Annotated in this window: 13 protein-coding genes; 5 read left to right on the top strand and 8 right to left on the bottom strand. The window is 71.0% G+C overall.

Translation table 11 applies throughout. The annotated features are described in order from the left end of the window. Nucleotides 1-7 precede the first annotated feature (7 nt). Nucleotides 8-421 (bottom strand): RidA family protein, encoded by a 414-nt coding sequence (locus tag SCATT_RS28405; RefSeq protein WP_014151974.1) that lies wholly within the window; start codon nt 419-421, stop codon nt 8-10. A gap of 196 nt (nt 422-617) precedes the next feature. On the opposite strand from SCATT_RS28405, the gene SCATT_RS28400 reads away from it, so the two are divergent. The 5 genes from SCATT_RS28400 to SCATT_RS28380 are packed head-to-tail and all read left to right on the top strand — an operon-like array spanning nt 618 to nt 6,370. After that, nucleotides 618-1,100 (top strand): cupin domain-containing protein, encoded by a 483-nt coding sequence (locus tag SCATT_RS28400; protein WP_014151975.1) that lies wholly within the window; start codon nt 618-620, stop codon nt 1,098-1,100. Continuing rightward, entirely contained in the window at nt 1,097-2,020 is a 924-nt protein-coding gene (locus tag SCATT_RS28395) for an acyl-CoA thioesterase (RefSeq protein WP_014151976.1), read from the top strand. The genes SCATT_RS28400 and SCATT_RS28395 overlap by 4 nt, the downstream gene beginning before the upstream one ends. A gap of 37 nt (nt 2,021-2,057) precedes the next feature. After that, the gene (locus tag SCATT_RS28390; protein WP_014151977.1) at nt 2,058-3,722 is read left to right on the top strand and encodes an AMP-binding protein; all 1,665 of its coding nucleotides are present in this window, start codon (nt 2,058-2,060) and stop codon (nt 3,720-3,722) included. Nucleotides 3,723-3,738: 16 nt separating this feature from the next. After that, on the top strand, nt 3,739-6,141 hold the full coding sequence (locus SCATT_RS28385) for a bifunctional salicylyl-CoA 5-hydroxylase/oxidoreductase (RefSeq protein ID WP_014151978.1): 2,403 nt from the start codon (nt 3,739-3,741) through the stop codon (nt 6,139-6,141). Between the two features lie 7 nt (nt 6,142-6,148). Then, a complete protein-coding gene (locus SCATT_RS28380; RefSeq protein ID WP_014151979.1) occupies nt 6,149-6,370 on the top strand; it encodes a hypothetical protein in 222 nt (73 codons plus the stop codon). A 112-nt stretch (nt 6,371-6,482) separates the two neighbouring features. On the opposite strand, the gene SCATT_RS28375 is transcribed toward SCATT_RS28380, so the two are convergent. The 7 genes from SCATT_RS28375 to SCATT_RS28345 all read right to left on the bottom strand — a co-directional run bounded on the left by SCATT_RS28375 (nt 6,483) and on the right by SCATT_RS28345 (nt 17,671). Continuing rightward, nucleotides 6,483-6,992, bottom strand: coding sequence for a GNAT family N-acetyltransferase (locus tag SCATT_RS28375; RefSeq protein WP_014151980.1), 510 nt, complete (start codon nt 6,990-6,992; stop codon nt 6,483-6,485). Nucleotides 6,993-7,108: 116 nt separating this feature from the next. Continuing rightward, a complete protein-coding gene (locus SCATT_RS28370; protein ID WP_014151981.1) occupies nt 7,109-8,743 on the bottom strand; it encodes a glycoside hydrolase family 13 protein in 1,635 nt (544 codons plus the stop codon). Nucleotides 8,744-8,897: 154 nt separating this feature from the next. Next, nucleotides 8,898-9,782 carry a carbohydrate ABC transporter permease gene (locus SCATT_RS28365; RefSeq protein ID WP_014151982.1) on the bottom strand — a complete coding sequence of 295 codons (885 nt, stop codon included), beginning with the start codon at nt 9,780-9,782 and terminating at the stop codon, nt 8,898-8,900. After that, nucleotides 9,779-10,756 (bottom strand): carbohydrate ABC transporter permease, encoded by a 978-nt coding sequence (locus SCATT_RS28360; protein WP_014151983.1) that lies wholly within the window; start codon nt 10,754-10,756, stop codon nt 9,779-9,781. Before SCATT_RS28360 ends, SCATT_RS28365 begins: the two co-directional genes overlap by 4 nt. An 8-nt stretch (nt 10,757-10,764) precedes the next feature. After that, nucleotides 10,765-12,114, bottom strand: a complete 1,350-nt coding sequence (locus SCATT_RS28355; protein ID WP_014151984.1) for an ABC transporter substrate-binding protein — start codon at nt 12,112-12,114, stop codon at nt 10,765-10,767. A 123-nt stretch (nt 12,115-12,237) separates the two neighbouring features. Further along, nucleotides 12,238-13,260: a LacI family DNA-binding transcriptional regulator gene (locus SCATT_RS28350; protein ID WP_041823746.1), complete on the bottom strand. Its 1,023-nt coding sequence runs from the start codon at nt 13,258-13,260 to the stop codon at nt 12,238-12,240. 106 nt (nt 13,261-13,366) lie between these two features. Further along, nucleotides 13,367-17,671 (bottom strand): discoidin domain-containing protein, encoded by a 4,305-nt coding sequence (locus tag SCATT_RS28345; protein ID WP_014151986.1) that lies wholly within the window; start codon nt 17,669-17,671, stop codon nt 13,367-13,369. Nucleotides 17,672-18,035: the final 364 nt, after the last annotated feature.

Genomic DNA, 18,035 nt, shown 5'->3' with positions numbered 1-18,035 from the left:
ATACGGCCTACGGCCGCACCAGCCGGTGCTCGGGGATCACGGCCACCCCCAGGATCTCGATCATGGCTTCCGGCTGCCACAGGGCGGTGCAGCCGATGCCGGCCATCGCCGGGTAGACCGGCCCGGCCAGTTCCCGCCAGACCTCGCCGATCTCCTTGCCGTGCGCCTGGTAGCCGGGGATGTCGGTGAGGTAGAGGGTGACGCTGACCAGGTCCTCCGGCAGGCCGCCCACCGCGCGCAGCGTGGTGAGCACGTTGGTGAACGCCTGGCGGAACTGCTCGACGATGCCGCCCGGCACGATCCGCATGTCGGCGTCGAGGGCGGTCTGCCCGGCCAGGTGGAGGGTGTTCCCGGCGAGCGTGCCGTGCGAGTAGCCGCGGGGGCGGGGGAGGGCGTCCGGGTTGACGGCGAGGTGTGTCATACGGCCTCCGGCTCGGTCCCGGGCGGGACGCGGCCCGCCCTGAGCAACGTATTGACAATAAATGACGACCGTGAAAAATACGAGACATCGTCATCCTCGCCCTGCCGCTCGGCAGGACGCGTACGCGCCCGGCGCTCTCCACCCCGCAACGGCCCTCCGGCGGCACCCCCGTGACGACTGAAACGGAGCCGAACCCATGGAGCCCGACCTCAGCAAGTACCGACTCGACGGTGACAACTCGATGTACCGGCTGCCGGGCGGACTCGTCGCCCCGGTGGTCACCCGCGGCGGCCACGAGGACACCAACACCGCCGACTCGGGCGGCGCGATCCGGGTCTCGGGGGTGAGCATCCAGCACACCCCGGCGACGAAACTGTGGTTCGGCAAGGTCAGCAACGAGCCCGGCTACCGCTCCGTCAACCACCACCACGGCGAGGCCGAGACCGGCGGATACGTCCTGTCCGGCCGGGCCCGCATCTACTTCGGCGAGAAACTCGAGGACTACGTCGACATGAGCGAGGGCGACTGGGTCTTCGTGCCGCCGTTCATGCCGCACATCGAATGCAACCTCTCCCGCACCAACCCCCTGACCTGGATGACCACCCGGACGCCGGAGAACATCGTGGTCAACCTCCCCGACATCGCCGACGCCGACCTGCGCGACTGGCCGAGCCGGTGACCGGCGCCGGGAAGACCGCCACCGGAAGCCACGCCACCTCCGCCGTCTTCACCACCGCCGTCACCCTCGTCCCCGCCGAACCCCACCACTTCGACCTCGCCTTCACCGCCGTCACCCAGCCCTGCCCGTGGCCCAAGGCGTACGGCGGCGACCTGGTCGCCCAGGCAGCGGCGGCGGCCATGCGCTCCGTCACCGACGGCAAGACACTGCACTCCACGCACAGTTACTTCCTGCGCCCCGCCGACATCGGCGCGAGCGTGCGCTACGAGGTGGAAGTGGTGCGCGACGGGCGCGGCTACAGCACCCGGCAGGTGCGCGGCTACCAGCACGGCAAACCGCTCTACGTCTGCCTGGCCAACTTCGCCGCCGGGGAGGCCGGCGGCGCCTTCCACGCCCGGCCGCCCGAGGACGTCCCCGACCCGGAGCGACTGCCCAGCTCCGCGCGGTACCTCGCCGGACGCGACGGCGGCACGATGACCGACACCTCGAAGACGTACTGGTCCACGGGGCGCGGATTCGACATGCGGCACGTGCCCGGGCCGGTCTACCTCACCGTCGAGGGCGAACGCGTCGCGCACCAGGCGGTGTGGCTCAAGCCGTTCGACCCGCTGCGGCCGGTCGAAGGGCTCACCGACGCCCAGCGCGACCTCGCCGCCCTCGCCTACGTCTGCGACTACACCATCCTCGAACCCGTCCTGCGGGTGCTCGACCTGCCGTGGGCCAGACCCGGACTGGTCACCGCCAGCCTCGACCACGCCATGTGGTTCCACCGCCCGGGCCCGGTCGGCGACTGGCTCCTGTACGTCCAGGACGCGGTCGCCGCCGACGCCGGACGCGGGGTCGCCACCGGCCGCTTCTTCACCCGCGACCACCGGCATCTGGCCACCGTCGTCCAGGAGGGCATGATCCGCACCGTCTGACCCGTCCGCTTCGCCGGCGGCTTCCGGAAGGACCCCCGTGCCGAACCCTCCGTCGTCCCCCTCGACCTCCGCGCACCAGGACACCTTCGCCCGCGATCGCCTCCCGGCCGCACGACAGTGGCCGGTGATCGAGTTCACCACACCGGAACTGCGGTACCCGTCACGGCTCAACGCCGCCACCGAACTCATCGACGTCCCCGCCGCCGCCTTCGGCCCTAACTCCCCGGCGCTGCGCACCCCGGACGGCGAGATGTGGACCTACGGAACGCTGCGGACCCGGGCCAACCAGGTGGCCCAGGTGCTCACCGAGGACCTCGGCCTGGTCACCGGCGGACGCGTCATGCTCCGCGCACCCAACAACCCCTGGGCGGTGGCGAGTTGGCTCGGCATACTCAAGGCGGGCGGCATCGCCGTCACCACCATGGCCGCGCTCAGGGCCCGTGAGATCGCGCCCTTGGCACGGCGCACCCGGCCCTCCATCGCGCTGGTGGACCACCGCTTCACCGAGGACGTCCACGCCGTGCGGGACGTCGCGCCCGCGCTGCGGATCGTGGAGTACGGCGGCACCGCGCCCGGCGATCTGACGACCCGTGCGGCGGGCAAATCCGGTGACTTCGCCAACGTGGACACCGCCGGTGACGACGTGGCGCTCCTCGCGCCGACCTCGGGTAGCACCGGCTCCCCGAAGATCACCGTGCACTTCCACCGCGACATCCTCTCCATCGACAACACCTTCGGCCGGCACGTGCTGCGACTGCTCCCGGACGACCTGGTGGCGTGCACCGCCCCGTTGGCCTTCACCTTCGGACTGGGCATGCTGGTGGTCTTCCCGCTGCGGGCCGGCGCCTGCGCCCTGCTGACCGAGGCCGCCACCCCGCCCCGACTCGCCGACCTCGTCGAACGGCAGGGCGTCACCGTCCTCGCCACCGCCCCCACCGCGTACCGGGCCATCCTGCGCGACGGCAGCGAACACAAACTCCGCGGACTGCGCACCGCCGTCTCCGCCGGCGAACACATCACCCGCGACACCTGGCGACGACTGCACGACCGGCTCGGCCTCAAGGTGATCGACGGCATCGGCGCCACCGAACTGCTGCACATCTTCATCTCGGCCGCCGGGGACGACATCCGGCCCGGCGCCACCGGCAGACCCGTCCCCGGCTACCGCGCCACCGTCCTCGGCCCCGACGGCTCCGAACTGGGCCCCGGCGAACCCGGACGGCTGGCCGTCATCGGCCCGGTCGGCTGCCGCTACCTGGACGACGAACGCCAGCGCGACTACGTGGTCGGCGGCTGGAACGTCACCGGTGACATCTTCCACCGGGACGAGGACGGCTACTTCCACTACCACGCCCGCGGCGACCACATGATCGTCTCCTCCGGGTACAACATCGGCGGGCCCGAGGTCGAGGCCGCCATCGACACCCACCCCGACGTGCTGGAGTCCGCCGTCGTCGGCCGCCCCGACGCCGAACGCGGCGCGGTGGTGTGCGCCTTCGTCGTGCTGCGGGACGGCGTGGTCGGCGACGCCGCCAAGGCACGGGAGATCCAGGACCACGTCAAACGGGTTATCGCCCCCTATAAATACCCGCGTGACGTGCGCTTTCGCACCTCGCTGCCGCGCAACGCCAGCGGCAAGCTCCAGCGCTTCGCGCTCCGCAGGATCGTCGAGGAAGAGCAGGACACCGCCGCCCGGCAGTGAAGTGAGAGGTCGTCCCGTGAAGATCGCGATCGTCGGCGGTGGCCCCGGTGGCCTCTACTTCGCCGCCCTGATGAAACAGCTCGACCCGGCCCACGACATCACCGTGTGGGAACGCGACGCCCCCGACGACACGTTCGGCTTCGGCGTCGTCTTCTCCGACGAGACGCTCGGCGGCATCGCCAACGCCGATCCACGGTTCGCCGACGCCATGGCCCGGCGCTTCGCCCGGTGGACCGACATCGACATCCACTACCGCGGCGAAACCCACACCATCGGCGGCCAGGGCTTCGCCGCCATGAGCCGCCGCGAACTCCTGCGCCTGCTGCGGGAACGCTGCCACGGCCTCGGCGTCACCGTCCACCACCGGACGCCCGCCCCCGACGTCGGGGCGCTGCGTGCCCGGCACGACCTGGTGGTGGGGGCCGACGGCGTCAACTCCACGGTGCGGGGCTGCCACGCGGACGCCTTCCGGCCCACCCTGGACCGCAGACACAACACCTACATGTGGCTCGGCACCGACCGGGTCTTCGAGGCGTTCCAGTTCTTCATCAAGCAGACCCGGTGGGGGACCATGCAGGTCCACGCCTACCCCTACTCCGACCGCGGCTCCACCTTCATCGTCGAGATGCGCCAGGACGTCTGGCGCCGGGCCGGCTTCGACGCCACCGAGGGGACCGAGTTCCCGCCGGGCGCCTCCGACGAGCGGGCCGTCGAACGCCTCCGGGACCTGTTCGCCGAGGAACTCGCCGGACACCGGCTGTTCGCGAACAACTCCAAGTGGCTCACCTTCACCACCGTACGCAACGAACGCTGGCACCACGGCAACCTCGTCCTCGTCGGCGACGCCGCCCACACCGCCCACTTCTCCATCGGCTCCGGGACCAAGCTCGCCATGGAGGACTCGCTGGCCCTCGCCGCCTGCCTTCACGAACACCCCGACGTGACCGCCGCGTTGACCGCCTACGAGGCCGAACGGCGACCCGTCGTGGAGTCCACCCAGCGGGCCGCGCAGGCGTCACTGGAGTGGTTCGAGAACATCGGCAGGTACGTCCACCAGGAGCCCACCCAGTTCTGCTTCAACCTGCTGACGCGCTCGCGCCGCATCACCTACGACAACCTGCGCACCCGCGACCGGCGGTTCGCCGACCGCGTCGACACCGCGTTCGCCGCGTCGCAGGGGCTCACCACGGTGGCGCCCGCGATGTTCCAGCCGTTCCGGCTGGGCGGGCTGGAGCTGAAGAACCGGGTGATCGTCTCCCCGATGGACATGTACAGCGCCGTCGACGGCGTGCCGGACGACTTCCACCTCGTCCACCTCGGCTCCCGGGCCATGGGCGGGGCGGGGCTGGTGATGACGGAGATGGTGTGCGTCTCGCCGGACGGACGCATCACCCCCGGCTGCACCGGGCTGTGGACCGACGAACAACGCGACGCCTGGGCGCGGATCGTCTCCTTCGTCCACGACCGCAGCACCGCGCGCATCGGCCTCCAACTCGGCCACTCCGGACGCAAGGGCTCCACCCGGCTGATGTGGGACGGCATGGACGACCCGCTCCCGCACGGCAACTGGGAGACGATCGGCCCCTCCCCACTGCCGTACGGGCCCGGGTCCGCGGTCCCCCGCGAAGCCACCCGCGCCGACCTGGACCGGATCACCGCCGACTTCACCGCCGCCGCGCGCCGCGGCGCCGAAGCCGGGTTCGACCTGCTCGAACTGCACTGCGCCCACGGATACCTGCTCTCCTCCTTCCTCTCGCCGATCGCCAACCGGCGCACCGACGAGTACGGCGGCCCACTGCGCAACCGGCTCCGCTACCCCCTGGAGGTCTTCGACGCCGTCCGCGCCGTCTGGCCCGCCGAACGGCCGCTGATCGTGCGGATCTCCGCCACCGACTGGGCGCCGGACGGCAACACCGAGCACGACGCCGTCGAGATCGCCAAGGCGTTCATCGCCCACGGCGCGCAGGCCATCGACGTCTCCACCGGCCAGGTCACCAAGGACGAGCGCCCCGCGTTCGGCCGCTCCTACCAGACACCGTTCGCCGACCGGATCCGGCACGAGGCCGCCACTGCCACCGGCACCGCGGTCATCGCGGTCGGCGCCATCGCCTCCTACGACGACGTCAACTCCATCCTGCTGGCGGGCCGCGCCGACCTGTGCGCCCTCGGCCGCACCCACCTGTACGACCCGCACTGGACCCTGCACGCGGCGGCCGAACAGGACCACCTGGGCGCCGGCGCCGACTGGCCCCGGCAATACCGGCCCGGCCGCCGCAAACCGCCCTCCGCCCGCACCGATGCCGTACGCCCCCGGCTCTCCCTCCTCCGCGCGGACGACCCCGACCCCGACGTCCACCTGCGCTGGACCCCGTCCCGACCCCCCACCCCGACCACCGGGGGCGGCGGCCGACGACCGTGACGGCGAGGTGCCGAAGACACGGGCCGGAGGGCGCCGCGCCATCGGCTCGGTCCGCCATCCCTCCACCGGCCACGACGAGTTGGTCGTCTGCACCGTAAGGGGGCTGAGCCGCCGTGTCGGCGAACTCCACGACGACATGCACGCCCTCGTATGGCACGTACTCAACGAGGGCCGCCGCACCGGCGGACTCCGTCACCTGGCACCCTGCGAGCCGACGGCTGACGACTAACGGCGGGGTGGCCGTCACCCCGCAGGCGCCGACCTGCGACGAGGAGCGCGACGAGTCGGCGGGTGTCGCGTTCGGTGCCGAGGAGGCGAGTCCGTGTCCGGCCCTCGGGGCGTCAGCCCTCGCCGAGGTCGACGCGCCAGTCGTTCGACGTCAGCCAGTGGCCCTTGGGGTACTCGAACTCCACCGCACCGAGCAGTTCGAAGCCGGCCTTGCGGCAGACCGCGTTGGACGCGCGGTGGTCCACCCGGGGGAACGCGTGCAGACAGCGCGGGCCGCCCGCGTCTCTCGCCGCCGTCACGAGCGCACGCGCCGCCCGTACCGCCAGCCCCCGCCCCTGGAACTCCGGCAGCACCCCCCACCCGGTCTCCCACACCGTCCCGCCGTGCCACCGCCTCTCCCAGAAACCGATCGAACCCACGGTGTCCCCGCTGTCCGCCAGCGTGACCCGGTACATCCGCCCGGCGTCCAACCGCAGATACCGCCCGTGCCGTGCGACGAGCCGCTCCTCCGTCTCCGGACCGCCCAAGTGCGCCGTCATCTGCGGGCTGTTGGTCCTCCGCAGCAGCCACAGATCGTCCTGCCCCCAGGGAACCAGCGCCACCCGCGCGTCCACGATGTCCATGCCCGCATCGTAGGGCGGGGGTCCGACAACCACCCCGGCACCAGGGGCGACGGCCCGGCCGATCGCGGCGAGGGACCGTCGGGGCCGGCCGGTTCCGTGCCGCCGCGACCGCCGCCTCACCCGCCGGCGGGCGACGCCGACAGCCAGGCCGCCGTGTCCCGGGGGAGCCGTCCGGTCCCGTCCAGCGGGGCGCTGGTCAGCAGGACGGCGGTGTGGTCGGGGAGGTCCACGGGGCGGTCGGTGAGGTTGACCACGCAGACCAGGGTGTCGGCGCGGGCGAAGCACAGCACGCCGGGCGGTGCGGGCAGCCAGCGCAGGGGGCCGTCGCCGAAACCGGGCCCGGACCGGCGCAGCCGCAGCGCCTCGCGGTACAGCGAGAGCATCGAGCCGGGGTCGGCCGCCTGGCGGTCGGCCGCGTAGTCGGCCCAGCCGGCCGGCTGCGGCAGCCACGGCTCGGCGTCCGGGGACGTCCCGAACCCGGCGTGCGGCGCGGCGGCCGTCCAGGGCAGCGGTACCCGGCAGCCGTCCCGGCCGGGATCGGTCCCGCCGGAACGGTAGTGCATCGGGTCCTGGATGCGGTCGAGCGGGATGTCGGCCTCGGGCAGCCCCAGTTCCTCCCCCTGGTACAGGTAGACCGAGCCGGGCAGCGCCAGGGTGAGCAGGGCGGCGGCCCGGGCCCGGCGGGTGCCGGTCGGCAGATCGGTCGGCGTGCCGAAGCGCTTGTCCGCGAAGTCGAAGCCGGTGTCCGCGCGCCCGTAGCGGGTCACGGTGCGGGTGACGTCGTGGTTGCTGAGCACCCAGGTGGCCGGGGCCCCGACCGGGGCGTGCTCGGCGAGGGTGGTGTCGATGGACACGCGCAGCTCGTCGGCGTCCCAACGACGGGTGAGGAAGTCGAAGTTGAAGGCGGTGTGGAGTTCGTCCGGGCGCAGGTAACGGGCGAAGCGCGCCGGATCCGGCAGCCACAGCTCGCCGATGAGCACCGCCCCGTACTCGTCGGCGACGGCCCGCCAGGAGCGGTAGACGTCGTGCAGCTCGTCGCGGTCGATGTACGGGCACGGTCCGGGGGAGCCCGGGTCGTGGTCGGGGAGCGCGGGGTCCTTGGCGAGCAGCGCGGCGGAGTCGATCCGCACCCCGGCCACGCCGCGGGAGAACCAGAAGCGCAGCACGTCCTCGTGTTCCCGGCGGACCGCGGGGTGGGCCCAGTTGAGGTCGGGCTGCTGGGGGGCGAACAGGTGGAGGTACCACTCGCCGTCCTCGACCCGGGTCCAGGTGGAGGCGGACGGCGAGAACTGCGACGGCCAGTTGTTGGGCGGCAGTTCGCCGTGGGCGCCGCGGCCGGGACGGAAGTGGAACAGTTCGCGCTCCGGGCTGCCGGGGCCGGCGGCGAGGGCCGCCCGGAACCACGAATGCTGGTCGGAGACGTGGTTGGGGACGATGTCGATAATGGTGCGGATGCCCAGCGTGCTCGCCTCCGCGATGAGCTTCTCGGCCTCCGCCAGCGTCCCGAAGGCGGGGTCGACGACGCGGTAGTCCGTGACGTCGTAACCGCCGTCGACCAGCGGCGACAGGTACCAGGGGTTGAACCACAGGGCCTCGACGCCCAGGTCTGCGAGATACGCCAGCCGGGCGCGCACGCCCGCCAGGTCTCCGGTGCCGTCGCCGTCGCCGTCGGCGAAGCTGCGGACGTACACCTGGTAGATGGCGGCCGATCGCCACCAGTTCTCGTCGGCGGACAGGGCGCTGCCTTCCATGGGCGGGTTCCTTTCCAGCGCGGGCGCGGGGGTTTCCCGGCGCGGGACTTCACGGCGCCGGGGCCGTACGCGCGCGCAACGGTGACGGATGGTGCGCCGCCGCCCCGGAGCGGGGTGTCGGGCCGGGGCGGCGGCGGTCGGGAAGGGCGGTGGGTCAGCCCTTGGTGCTGCCGGCTCCGATGCCGGCGATGATGTGCCGCTGGAAGACCAGGAACATCACGACCATCGGGACACTGGCGATCACCATCGCCCCGATCAGCACGGTCAGCGGCACGTTCTGCGACAGCTGGACCAGCGCCACGCTGATCGGCTGCTTCGCGGTGTCGGAGAAGACCATCAGCGGCCACAGGAAGTCCTGCCACACCGCGACCAGGGCGAAGATCGACACCACCCCGAGCACCGGCCGGGACATCGGCAGCACGATCGACCACAGGGTACGCAGCTTCCCGGCGCCGTCGATCTCGGCCGCTTCCAGCACGTCGCGCGGGATCTGGTCGAAGAACCGCTTGAGGAGGTAGAGGTTGAAGGCGTTGGCCACCGCGGGCAGCCAGATCGCCAGCGGGTCGTTGAGCAGGTTGACGTGGAGGACCGGCAGGTCGGCAACGGTCAGGTACTTCGGCACCACCAGCGCCTGGGCCGGCACCATCAAGGTGGCGAGGATGCCGCCGAGGACCACCTTGCCGAAGGCCGGCTTCAGCTTGGACAGCGCGTACGCCGCCAAGGTGCAGAAGACCAGCTGCAACAGCCAGGCGCCGGCCGCCTGCACCACGGTGTCCAGCAGGTGCGTGGGCAACTGCATCAGGCTCCACGCGTCGGTGTACCCGGACAGGTGCCAGTGGTGCGGCAGCAGCGTCGGCGGCGTGCGGACCAGCTCCTCCGGCGACTTCATGGCACCGGAGACCATCCAGTAGACGGGGAAGAGGAAGGCGAGGGCGAACAGCAGCACCACGGCGCCGAACACCGTCCAGTACACCGCCTTGCCGCGCGGCCGGGCCAGCGTGAGCGGCGAGACGAGAGTGCGTACGGCACGGTCGGTCATCGGTCCTCCCCGGAACGGGTCAGCCGCAGGTAGAAGGCGGAGAAGACACCGAGCAGGGCGAGCAGCAGCACGCTGAGCGCGCAGGCACCGCCGAAGTCGTTGTAGAGGAAGGCGTACTTGTAGATCAGGTACAGCACGGTGATCGTGGAGTTCTCCGGGCCGCCGCCGGTGATCACGAAGGGCTCGGTGAAGACCTGCATGGTGGCGATGATCTGGAGCAGGAGCAGCATCAGGATGATGAAGCGGGTCTGCGGGACGGTGACGTGCCGCAGGCGCTGCCACACGCTCGCGCCGTCCAGCTCCGCCGCCTCGTACAGCTCGCCGGGGATCCCCTGGAGCGCGGCCAGGTAGATCAGCACCGTGCCGCCCATGTTGGCCCAGGTGGCGACGAGGACCAGGGAGACCAGGGCGGTGCCGGAGCCGTTGGTCCAGTTGGAGGTGGGCAGGTGCACGAAGCGCAGCGCCTCGTTGGCGAGCCCGGACCCGGGGTCGTAGAACCACTTCCACAGCAGCGCGCTGACCACCGGAGGGATCATCACCGGCAGGTACACCACCACCCTGAAGAAGGCTCTGGCGTGCCGGAGTTCGTTGAGGACCACCGCCATGACGAACGGGACGGCGAAGCCGATGACCAGGGCGAGCAGCGAGAAGACGAGTGTGTTGCGCCAGGCCGCGGCGAACTCGGGGTCGGCGAAGACGTGGGTGAAGTTGGCGGTGCCCACCCAGCGCGGCGCCGAGCCCGGGGTGTACTTCTGGAAGGCGATGACCACCGCGCGGATCGCCGGGTACCAGGAGAAGAGCGCGAAGCAGAGCAGGCCGCCGAGGAGGAAGCCGTACGCCCTCAACTGGTCGGTGAGCCTGCGGCGCAGCGGGGCGCGGACGGCGGGACGCGCCGCGGGGGCCGCCGGGGCGGCGAGCGGCGCGGTGGCCGGCGGCGGAGCGGAAGCGGGGGAGGGGCGTCGTGCGGTCTTCATCGCGGACGTCAGCCCCGGGAGAGGATGCCGTCGATCTTGCCGGAGGCGTCCTTGAGGAGGGCGTCGATGTCGGCGTCCTTGTTGGTGAGCACCGCGGAGACCGCGCCGTCGAGGACCGCGTAGATCTGCTGTGCCTTCGGCGGCTCCAGCTTCATCGCGAGCTTCTGGTCGCCCTCGGTGAAGGAACGGTAGTTGGCCACCGGGACGTTGGCGTACTTCTTCTTCAGCTCCTGGTCCTTGGCGTCGGTGGCACCGGTGAAGAGCCGGGGCTCGGGCAGGCCGACCGGGGAGCCGTCCTTCGCCAGGCGCTGGTAGTTGTTGAGGAAGCCGTTGCCCGGGGTGAGGAAGGTCCACTCCAGCCACTTGAGGCCGGCCTTGATCTGGGCAGGGGTGTCGTGCTTGTTGAACATGTAGCCGTCGCCGCCGATCAGGGTCGCCTTGCCGCCGGGCATCGGCGCGAACGCCAGGTCCTTGTAGTCGCCGCCGGCCTCCTTGACGATCCTGGGGACGTTGTCCGGAGCGGCGATGTACATGCCGAGCTTGCCGGAACCCATCATTTGGAGGGCGTCGTTGATGATCAGCAGCTGCCGGGACCCCATGGAGTTGTCGGTCCACCGCATGTCCTTGAGGTTTTGCAGGACCGCTCTGCCTTCGGGGCCGGCGACCGCCGCCTTCTTGCCGTCCGCGCTGACGACGCTGCCGCCCTGGGAGTAGATCTCGGCGGTGAAGTGCCAGCCGCCCTGGTTCTGCGCGCTGTATTCGGCGTACCCGACGGTGCCGTTGCCCAGGGCCGCGATCCTCTTGGCCGCCGCCCGCACGTCCGCCCAGGTGGCCGGGGGCTTGTCGGGGTCGAGGCCGGCCCGCTGGAAGAGCTTGCGGTTGTAGAGCAGACCCATCGAGTAGTTGGTGCGTGGCACCCCGTAGACCTTGCCGTCGACGGTGTAGACGTCACGCAGTTGCTTCTGGATGTCCTGGTAGCCCTTGAGGTCCTTGACGTAGGAGGTGATGTCGGCGGCCTGGTCGATGTCGACGACGTGGCGGGTGTCGGTGAAGTAGGTGTAGAAGACGTCCTCCATCTGCCCGCCGGCCAGCTTGGCGTCGAAGGTCTTCGGGTCCTCGCACGGGAAGGCGTCGTGGGCGACGACGTCGATGTCCGGGTTGACCTTTTCGAAGGTGGCGACGTCCTCGGCGAACCGCTTGTGGTCGATCCGGGCGCTCGGCTGGGGCCAGCAGTTGACCGTGATGCGGGTCTTGCCGCCGGAACCCTCGGCGCTGCCGGAATTGCAGGCGCTGAGCCCGGTGAGCGTGAGGGCGGTGGCGATGACGGCGGTGCACGTGCGGAACCCGGGACTTCTCATTGGTCGACCCCTCGTGGGCAGGTGCGTGGACGCCCACAGCAGCGCGCTGTGTGACGGCGTTCACTCAACCACCAACGACGGGTCGGTGCAATATCTCGTGTTGATCCCGCAAATATTCGACAGTTATCGGCCGCCGGCGTCGCGAGGCGCGGGACCGGTGGAACCGCGGACCACCAACTCCGGCTCGAACAGCAGCTCTTCGGCGGTGACCGACCCGCCGTCGATCTGGACGGTGAGCATCTCCACCGCGGCCCGGCCCATCGCCTCGATGGGCTGCCGGACCGTGGTCAGCGGCGGCTCGGTGCAGTTCATGAACATCGAGTCGTCGAAGCCGACCACCGACACCTCGCCGGGGACGGCGAGGCCGCGCCGCCGGGCCGCGCGCACCGCGCCGAGCGCCAACGGGTCGCTGGCGCAGATGATGCCGGTCACCCCGCGCTCCAGCAGCCGGGCGGTGGCCGCCTGGCCGCCCTCCAGCGAGAACAGCGCCCGCGCCACGTGCTCCCCGGCCAGCTCGCGGCCGGCCGCCGCGGCCACCTGCCGGACCGTGGTGAGCTTGCGCTGGGACGGGATGTGGTCCTCCGGGCCGAGCACCAGCCCGATGCGCTCGTGCCCCAGCGAGACCAGGTGCCGCCACGCCTGCTCCACGGCGACGGAGTCGTCGCAGGAGACCGCGGGGAATCCGAGGTGGTCGATGGCCGCGTTGATCAGCACCACCGGCACCTTCCGCTCGGCGAGCAGCCGGTAGTGGTCGTGGGCCGCGTCGGCCTGGGCGTACAGACCGCCCGCGAAGACCACCCCCGACACCTGCTGCTGCAACAGCAACTCGACGTAGTCGGACTCGGAGATCCCGCCCCTGGTCTGCGTGCACAGCACCGGCGTGAACCCCTGCTGCGCCAGCGCGCCGCCGATGACCTCCGCGAACGCCGGGAAGATGGGGTTCTGCAACTCGGGCAGGACCAGCCCGACGAGGCGGGCGCGCTCCCCGCGCAACTGGGTGGGACGCTCGTAACCGAGGACGTCCAAGGCGGTGAGAACGGACTGGCGGGTCGCCTCGGAGACCCCCGGTTTGCCGTTGAGCACCCGGCTGACCGTGGCCTCGCTGACCCCGACCTTCTTGGCCACTTGAGCAAGTCGTCGCGTCATATACGCAAGGCTATCGCAAAACTTGCAAGCGGCTTACTGGGCAGATGCGATCACGCACCGGTGCGTGCCCGCGGTCCGGGGCGGACCGCGGGCACGCCGCCGTGGGTCAGCTGACGTTGATGGTGAAGGTGGACGTGGTGTTCTCGATGTCGACCGCGTTGTCGCTCTCGTGCAGACCGTTGAAGGTCACCGAGCCGACCGCCGGACCCTGGCCCGGTTCCGGCTGCGGGTTGGCCCACAGTCCGAAGCCGGACTTGGCGTCGTAGGCGTCACCGCTCCTGCGGGCGCCCTTGACGGTGATGTCGGTGAACGCCGTGTCCGTGATCGGGTTGAGCGGGGTGGACCCGTTCCACTTGGTCTGGAACATGATCCCGGAGTAGGTGGGGTCGGTGATGTCGGTGTCGCTGATCCTGATGCCCTGGAAGGCGTACTCCGCGGAGTACAGCCACAGCGCCGGGAAGGTCTGCGAGCCCCAGAAGTGGCCGCCGTCCCGGACCAGGGAGATGTTGTCGAACGTTGTCTTCGGCGAGGACTCGAAGCCCAGGGCGGGGATGCCGCCGAACCGCAGCGAGCCGATGGTGATGCCGGAGTAGGTGAGGGTGTCGGCGATGTAGAGGTTGCTGAAGGTGTTGCCGCCACCGCCGTAGACCGCCAGGCCCGCCGCCCGCCAGGTGGTCCGGACGCTGAGGTTGCGGAAGGTGTTGCCGGTCTCCTGCTCGTTGTTGTTGTCGATGGCCGGGAAGAGCGCGAAGCTGTCGTCCCCGGTGGACCGGGCCTCGTCGTCGGCGATCAGGTTGCCGGTGCTGCCGTTGGTGAGGTTGATGCCGTCCGCGAAGGTGTCGCGGATCCGCAGGCCGGTGAAGGTGGAGTCGTCGACGTTGGACGCCCACACCCCGCAGACGGTGTGCTCGATCCACAGGTTGTCGATGGTGAGCTTGGCCACCCCGCTGAGGTCGAAGACCTTGCCGGGGCCGTCGATGCGGCTGGTGTAGTTGCCGAAGAAGGCGAACCCGGTGAACGTGGAGCCGCCCGCCGTGGCCGGTACGGTGAAGCCGGCGTCGGTGTTCTCCTGGCCCTGCGGGGTGAGGAACCGGGTGAACCAGGGCCCGGCGCCGATCACCTTGATGGGTCGGCCGTAGACGGTGAACTTGTTGGTGGTCTGGTAGTCACCGGCGGGCAGGTAGACGCCGAGCTTGGTGGTGTCCTGCCGTGCGGTGTCCAGCGCCGCCTGCACGTCCTGCTGGGTGAAGCCGGCCGGCACCACGTACGTGGCCGGGTCCGGGTCGGGCACCGGGGTGGCCTGCTCCAGGTCGATGTAGTCGATGTTGTAGTACGCCGCCGAGTTGCCCGCGTCCTTGCGCAGCGTGACGGTGTGGCCGGCCGGGACGGTGGACCCCAGCAACAGGTTGGCCTCGTCGTAGATGTGCCGTGGGCTGCCGGCACCGGGGTTGTTGCCGGGGCTCGCCTCGTCGCCGTAGAGCCAGGCGTACTTGGCGGTGAGCGGGATCGCCTTGAGGAAGGCGCCGTCGACGTACACGTCGAGCGAGGTGTCCGGCCCGTCCGGGATGTTGAAGCGGACGACCAGGGTGTTGGTGGCGGCCCGGGTGGTGAAGGAGACGGAGTCCCCGGTGGACGCCAAGCGCACCGCCTCGCGGCCGGACGCCTCACCGGCGGGGTCGCCGATGGTCCGGTTGGGTCCGAGCACCGTCGCGCCGCCGCCGAGCACCCCGTCCTCGGCCTCGTAGGAGTCGTAGGGCATGTCGGCGCCGCGGCCGACGAAGAGCGGTTGGGTGGAGGTGTTGTTGCCCTGCTTGACCGGCAGTTCGTTGGCGTCCGCGGCGATGACCGTCTTGACGGTGTACTTGCCGTTCGCCGCCGTCCAGCTGCCCAGGGCCACCGGGGAGGTGGTGGCGCCGGCCGCTATGGTGCCGTCGTAGCCGCCGGTGAGCGTCTTGACCACGGTGCCGGTCGTGGCGTCGGTGACGGTGAGGGTGATGCCGTGGCTGCCGCCCGCCGAGGCGACGGTGCCCTGGTTCTTGACGGCCACCGAGAAGGTGACGGCCTGCCCCGCCGAGGGGTTCCCCGGCGACCAGGCCACCGGGGAGGCGACCAGGTCGGAGGAGGCCACCGGCTTGACCACCAGCGGGTCGGGGCTGGTGTAACTGTTGTTGCTCTCGTTCTGCTCGATGACCACGTTGGACTCGTCGACCTTGGCGGTCAGTTGGTAGCTGCCCGCGCCGAGCGCGCCGACATCGGCCGAGACGGTGGTGGAGGCGCCGGCCGCCAGGGCGCCCAGCTTCGCGGTGCCGGCCTTGGTGGTCCCGAGGTAGAAGTTGACGTCGGTGGCGCCCGAGTCACGGGTGCCGATGTTCTTCACCGTCGCCTTCAGCGTGACCGGATCGGTCTCCACCGGCGTGGCGGGGGAGGCGGTCAGCGCGCTGATGGTCAGATCCGGGTTGGGGCCGGGCACGCCGATGACTTCCAGCTCGGCCGCCTGGCCGCCGCCCGCACCGGAGTTGGCGCTGAACACCAGCCGTACGTCGGCGACGCGCGCGGAGACCGGGATGGACACCAGGTTGCCGGTGGCCGGGCTGAAGGCATAGCTCTTGGGCGCGACCAGCTGGGTGAAGTCGGAGGCGCTCTGCTCCCGGCCCTGCACCTCGATGGTCTGGGTGCGCGGGCCCCAGTTCATGCTGGGGTTGAGCTTGACCACGACCGAGCTGGTGTCCACGTTGGAACCGAGCCGTACGGTCAGCGAACTGGTGCCGGTGCCTTCCCAGTAGGTGGTGACATCACCGTCGTCGGCGTTGGCGGCCACGTAGTTCTGCACCGTGGAGGAGGCGCTGATCGGCTTGCCGAGCGCCATGTTGGTGCCGGTCGGGGTGGTGCCGGTACGGGTGACGGTGTTGCTGTTGCCGGACTCGTTGCCGGCCGCGTCCTTCGCCCTGACGAAGTAGGTGACGGTGTCGGAGTCGGGGCGGTTGTCGGTGTAGGTGAGCACGTCGCCGGCGGTGGTGGCGATCTGGCTGCCGTCGGCGAAGACCTCGTAGCCGGTGACGCCGACGTTGTCGGAGGCCGCGGTCCAGGTCAGCTTGATCTGTCCGGGGGCGGGCTGGGTGTACGCCAGGTTGCCCGGTGGGGTCGGCGGCTGGGTGTCGCCGGAGGTCCCGGTGCGGGTGACGCTGTTGCTGGCCGGGGACTGGTTGCCGGCCGCGTCCCTCGCCTTGACGTAGTAGGTGACGGTGTCGGTGTCGGGGCGGTTGTCGGTGTAGGTGAGCACGTCGCCGGCGACCGAGGAGCGCAGGGTGCCGTTGGCGTAGACGTCGTAGCCGGTGACGCCGACGTTGTCGGTCGACGCGTGCCAGGTGAGGGTGATCTGTCCGGGGGCGGGCTGGGTGTACGCCAGGCCGGTGGGCGCGGTCGGCGCGGTGGTGTCGCCGGAGGCCGGCCCGTACACCTCGAACTCGGAGACCTGCCCGGCCGGCCAGCCGGTGTTGGCGGTGAAGTACAGCCGGACGTAGCGGGTGGTGGCCTGGTTGAAGTCGATGGTCACGGTGTTGCCGGTGGCCGGGTCGAAGGTGTATCCGGCGGAGGCGACGAGGTCGGAGAAGGTGTTCCCGTCGGTGCTGCCCTGCACGGACAGGGTCTGGGTGCGGGTCGCCCAGGCGGTGGACGGCGGCAGCTTGAGCACCACGCGGTTGACGGCCACCGCGCTGCCGAGGTCGACGCGCAGCCACTGCGGGAAGGCGTTGTCGGTGCTCTCCCAGTAGGTGTTCGCGTCGCCGTCGACCGCGTTGGCCGAGGGGTAGACGTCGGCGTGGCCGGACTCCGCGGTCGGCTTCCCGGCGGCCAGATCGACCGTGGAGGCGTCGGCCGGGTGGACGGTCATCTCGGACAACTGGGCGGACCTGGCGGCGGAGTTCGCGGTCACCTCGGCCCGGACGAAGCGGGCGAGGGTGGCCGGGAAGGAGATCGTCACGGTGTTGCCGGAGGAGGGTGTGAAGGTGTACGCCTTCGAGCCGGTCACCGTGGCGAAGGAGACGCCGTCGGCACTTGCCTGCAGCGACAGCGTCTCGGTGCGGGCGGACCAGGAGGCGGGCATCTTGAGCTTCACCTGGTCGACGCGGGTGGTGCGGCCCAGGTCGAGCTGGGCCCACTGCGGAAGGGAGCCGGCCTTGCTCTGCCAGTACGTCGTGGCGTCGCCGTCGGCGAGGCGGGCGGCGGTGTGCCCGCCGTCGGAGGTGCTGGCCGAGGCGGACCTGCCGCCCGGGTGCGGCGTGGTGGGTGGTGGTGGCGCCGCCGGCGCGGCGGGGCGCGCGGCGACGGCGGGGCCGGCCGGCCCGCCGAGCAGCAGCAGGCCGGCCGCGATCACCCCCGCCACCAGGCGCGGGATGGAGCGCTGCGATCTCATGGGGTCCCTCTGTCTCGTGGGGGTCTGGAGGATCGGGCGTGCTACTCGAAGACCGGAAACCTGCGGGACTGGGCCGCGGAGTTGCACGCTGGTCCATGGATCCATCGCGGTACTATCAAGAATTTGCGTACCTGTGGGCAGAGTGTTGCAGAACCCCGGAACGGCGTCCATGCCCGGGAGCGAACTGCTGACTGGTACCCGCCGGTAGGCGCCGCCGGTGTGACGGTGTGGTGTCGCGATGCCAACGCCCGGGCGCGGAGAGCCCGTTGAGCCCGGCTGCTCAGCGGTGGCTGCGGGGAAGTTGCGTTGCTTCAGCGGGTTATTGCGCGAAGGCGCTGAGCCGTCCGCGCCCGGAACGGCCGCA

The organism is Streptantibioticus cattleyicolor NRRL 8057 = DSM 46488, from assembly GCF_000240165.1.
Lineage (GTDB): Bacteria > Actinomycetota > Actinomycetes > Streptomycetales > Streptomycetaceae > Streptantibioticus > Streptantibioticus cattleyicolor.
This window is presented reverse-complemented; position numbering and strand designations above follow the sequence as displayed.